Origin of the sequence: Mesotoga sp. HF07.pep.5.2.highcov, from assembly GCF_003666285.1 — a bacterium.
Lineage (GTDB): Bacteria > Thermotogota > Thermotogae > Petrotogales > Kosmotogaceae > Mesotoga > Mesotoga prima.
On the sequence record NZ_JFHJ01000359.1, the window covers coordinates 1 to 4,226 of the forward strand.

Sequence of the window (4,226 nt, forward strand, 5' to 3'; positions counted from 1 at the left end):
AGAAGAACGCGGTCGCTCTGCTGAGAGATGCATATGGTGCACTTACCAGACCGCTTCTGGCGAGCATGATAACGACTGCGCTGGTATTCATAATTCTTGCCGCAATCGACTCGCCCGCCATAAGAGAACTCGGGATTCTTTCATCGATTGGGATCGTAGTCTTCTTTGTTGTAATGATTGTCTTTCTTCCGGCCTTATCAATCAAGACCCTCATTAATTCAACAAAGGTTGCAAACATACATCTCCTTGATCGATTCTTTCAGAAGATTTCCAGAGTAATCATAAGGTTCGGAGTTATCTCGGGAGGAGTTGTTTTTGCGTTGATCCTCATACTGAGTTATCTGGGACTGAATAACATCAGGAGCTTTTCCTACACGCCTCCTGGTTTGATGTCACCCGACTCTGAGCAAGTGGCGATTCCGAACCTCATCGAAAGGACATTCGGCGGCAGCATAATAAACACGGTTCCTTTCATACTTCCCGATCTTGATTCGTTGAGAAAGGCGCACGAGGAGATCGATCAGAATCCTAACTTCAAAAGCTCATTCTCCATTCTTTCGATTGTTGAAGGAGGAAAGGGAGATTACATGAGTCAGATGGAGCAGGTAGTGAGAGAGATCGACGCACTGCGAGACTCACCGCTTGTTGAAGCGGTATTCAAGAAAGCAAACTACTATGATTTTATCGTCGAGTTGCTCGATAGGGCTGGGACTGTGGAGAGCTCCGATGATCTAATAAGTCTTGTTACTGAAGTAATCCCGGAGAGTCTAAGAGATCAGTTGCTTTACTTAGGTGGCGATGGAAAGACTTACTTTCTGTTGAACTCCGAGCCGTCATCGTATATATATAGGAACAATGTTATAAAAATAATATACGACAGTCTAAGTCCGGAACTTAAGGAGACCTTTGGGGGATATCCAAAGGTCTTCTATTATCTGATGGATCTTGTAAGGCGAGTTTCACTTTCAATATGTCTTGTCGCTTTTCTAGCGATCTTTGTAGTTGTGGCGGCGGAGAGAAAGTCCTTAATCGACGGGTTCAAAGTACTCCTTCTTATGATAGGTATTTTGATGTCCATGTTTGGTTTGATGGAACTGCTGGGCGTTGACACAACCTTTGTCACGGTAATTTCCGCTCCTTTGATAATAGGTATTGGGGTCGACGGTCTTGTGTACGTTATGCATAGTTCTAAGAGGAAAGGAAATTCCGAGCTATCAAAAACCCTTAAATCGGTAACCATGTCTTCGGCCACAACGATGCTCACCTTCTTTTCATTTGTTTTTGCAAAGGGGAAGCTTTTGAGCGCGTTCGGTATCAGTCTCGGGGTTGGTGTTTTGGCCGCACTGATTGTTGCAACTTTTCTTGTTCCCGTGCTACCATGGAACAGCAGAGAGAAGATCGGAGGTTGAGACATGCCATTACATCTTTTAGTGGCCTATTATGTAGTTGATCATGCTTTTGTGAATAACAAGAAACTGGCAAAAATGGATGACAAGAAGTTCTGGATGCATTTTGTATGGGTTGTTCTTGTCTTTCTTGCTTTCACTTTCGATGTCTTTTTATCGAATCCGCTTGGAATTCTTATTCTAATACTGTCCATAGGTTTGACGGTCACTCTTGATATGGGACGAAAGAGACTTTCCAACGAACTGATAGAGATAATTGCATTCTTCCTTTTGCTTTTCTTGACATTGCTTGGAAGAAGTTTTTTGATTGAATCCTTTGTTACCGTAGAGTTTTCCTGGTATCTGATGGGAATGCTTCTGACAACGGTAGGAGTAACCTATTTTCTTCGGGGAAGGATTATAAAGGAAGAAGCGACTGATTCAATTGGAATTGCCGAGAGAATGTCTATATTCATCTTTATTCTCGCAAATCAATGGACCTGGGTGATAATATCCGTAGCCGCGGGGCTTGCTTTCCGGGCTGTGTTTTCGAAAGAAAAGAAGACTGAATGGATTATCAGTCCCGTTGCGGGAGTGCTTATATCATACTTGTGGCAGTTGCTGATGAGGGGCATTTTGGGTTGACCTATGCAATAGGGGATATTCACGGTTGCCTTTCGCCTTTGAAAAGACTCATTAGTGCCCTTGATCTCAAGGATGACGACTCGCTTGTTTTCATAGGAGATTATGTGGACCGCGGTCCTAATCCCAGAGGAGTTATCGACTTTCTCATTGCGCTTTCAGCGAATTACGAGTGCCACTTCATTCGCGGCAACCACGAGCAGATGTTCCTAGATTACTTGAATGGCGTTCAGGGTTCCACAATATGGGCATATAACGGAATGGAGACAACGATAAGAAGTTACGGAACCATAAGATCCATTCCCGAATATCACATCGAGTTTCTCAACAACACAGTTCTGTACTATGAAGAGAAAAGCTTCATCTTTGTTCATGCAGGAGTCAGACCGGGAATTCCTCTGAAGAAGCAAGATCCAAAAGATCTCCTTTGGATTAGAGAACCCTTTCTAGAGAGCAGCTACCCGATTAAGTCGAACGGTTGTCTATGGCCACACGCCATTAATAAGTGGTCCACTCATTCAAGAGGGCAAGATCGGTATCGACACGGGTTGTGTTTACGGTGGCTTCTTAACGGCTTACAGAGTTGATGACAATTTCTATCTTTCCGAAAGGCTATGAATGTCCGTCACAACAAAAGAGCGGAAGAAAGTTCTTCCGCTCGACTAATTAATTTGCTCTCCGTTCAGACTATCAGGGATAGATACCTCTAAGCTTCGTCGCAAGAGCGACTTTCTCTATTGCATCAACGTATGCGGCAGTTCTCATATCGATACTGTATTTGTTCATTGTCGATATTACAGAGCCAAAAGCCTCTTTCATTATCTTATGCAACGCTCTCCTAACATCTTCTACATCCCAGAAGTAATGCTGAAGTCCCTGTACCCATTCGAAGTATGATACCGTTACTCCACCTGCGTTTGCAAGGAAGTCCGGAACAACAAAGATGTTGTTTGCAAGAATCATATCTTCGGCTTCAGGGGTCATAGGACCATTTGCACCCTCAACAACTATCTTCGCCCTGACGTTCCTCGCGTTTTTTTCAGTAATCGCGTTCTCGAGAGCAGCAGGGACAAGGACATCCACGTCGAGACTGAGAAGATCTTCATTGCTGATCTTCTGCCCCTTGGGATAACCTTCGATTACTCCGTTGTTCTGATCTCTGTAGACAATCAGATCATCGATGTCGAATCCGTCGGGATTGTATAGGCCGCCTGAAACGTCGCTCAAGCCAACCACTCTAGAACCCATCTCTTCAGCAATCAGTTTTGCCGCGTAGGAACCGACGTTCCCGAAGCCCTGAACGGCCACTTTTGCCTTCTTTGGATCCATGTCTTTGTATCTAAGCGCCTCTTCAGCAACAACCCTTACTCCGCGGCCTGTGGCCTCTGTTCTTCCCTTTGACCCTCCGATTTCCAGTGGTTTTCCCGTAACGATTCCCAGTACGGAGTGGCCGATGTTCATGGAGTACGTATCCATGTACCATGCCATTATCTGCGCATTTGTATTTACATCGGGTGCTGGGATGTCTTCTCCTTCACCGATGATTATCTGAATCTCTGAGAAGTATCTCCTGGAGAGTCTCTCAATCTCGTTTATAGAAAGTTCCTGTGGGTTTACACAGACCCCACCCTTTCCTCCCCCATAAGGAATGCCTACAACCGCGCACTTCCATGTCATCCAAAAAGCAAGAGCCTTAACTTCATCAAGGGTAACGTTCTGATGATACCTGATTCCTCCCTTTGCCGGACCCCGGGCGACGTTATGCTGAACTCTATGCCCTGTGAAAACCCTGATTTCACCGTTATCCATTCTGACAGGAAAGTTTACCGTAAGCTCTCTCTTCGGAAAGGACAGGACCTGCCTCATACTTTGGCTAAGATCCATCACATCGGCTGCCTTATTGAATTGCTTTAACGCATTTTGAAACAAACTAGTTTCGGCCACAAGAATACCTCCTCAGTTTAATGATCCTCAAATGAATTCTATGACCATCTCGAATTCTTCTCAAACCTAAATATCGGCAAAAGACAGCATCTACGACTAATTAACGTACCCTAGGTAACCTTTTCGGTGCCACTTTCCTGTATGCTAATCGCCAATAAAAAAGGCGAGGATATCCTCGCTTCTGGTACCCCCAGAAGGAATCGAACCTTCATCTGCGGATTAGGAATCCACCGTTCTATCCGTTGAACTATAGGG

4 protein-coding genes are annotated in these 4,226 nt (G+C 44.8%); 3 read left to right on the forward strand and 1 reads right to left on the reverse strand.

All coding sequences use genetic code 11. The features are described from left to right. The 3 genes from BG32_RS07665 to BG32_RS07675 form a co-directional block, all read left to right on the forward strand. On the forward strand, positions 1 to 1,409 hold a 1,409-nt coding region (locus BG32_RS07665; RefSeq protein WP_147434883.1), incomplete at its 5' end, for an MMPL family transporter. 3 nt (positions 1,410 to 1,412) lie between these two features. Then, complete coding sequence (locus tag BG32_RS07670; protein ID WP_014731085.1) at positions 1,413 to 2,030, forward strand: hypothetical protein; 618 nt, start codon at positions 1,413 to 1,415, stop codon at positions 2,028 to 2,030. Further along, the gene (locus BG32_RS07675) at positions 1,997 to 2,614 is read left to right on the forward strand and encodes a metallophosphoesterase family protein (RefSeq protein WP_259459601.1); all 618 of its coding nucleotides are present in this window, start codon (positions 1,997 to 1,999) and stop codon (positions 2,612 to 2,614) included. The genes BG32_RS07670 and BG32_RS07675 overlap by 34 nt, the downstream gene beginning before the upstream one ends. A 103-nt stretch (positions 2,615 to 2,717) precedes the next feature. Here the strand turns inward: BG32_RS07675 and BG32_RS07680 are convergent, their stop codons facing one another. After that, positions 2,718 to 3,971, reverse strand: a complete 1,254-nt coding sequence (locus BG32_RS07680) for a Glu/Leu/Phe/Val dehydrogenase (protein WP_121526646.1) — start codon at positions 3,969 to 3,971, stop codon at positions 2,718 to 2,720. Positions 3,972 to 4,226: the final 255 nt, after the last annotated feature.

Bases quoted from the DNA above. Each gene is read 5' to 3' on its own strand.
- BG32_RS07670 (WP_014731085.1), top strand. From the start codon at position 1,413: ATGCCATTACATCTTTTAGTGGCCTATTATGTAGTTGATCATGCTTTT.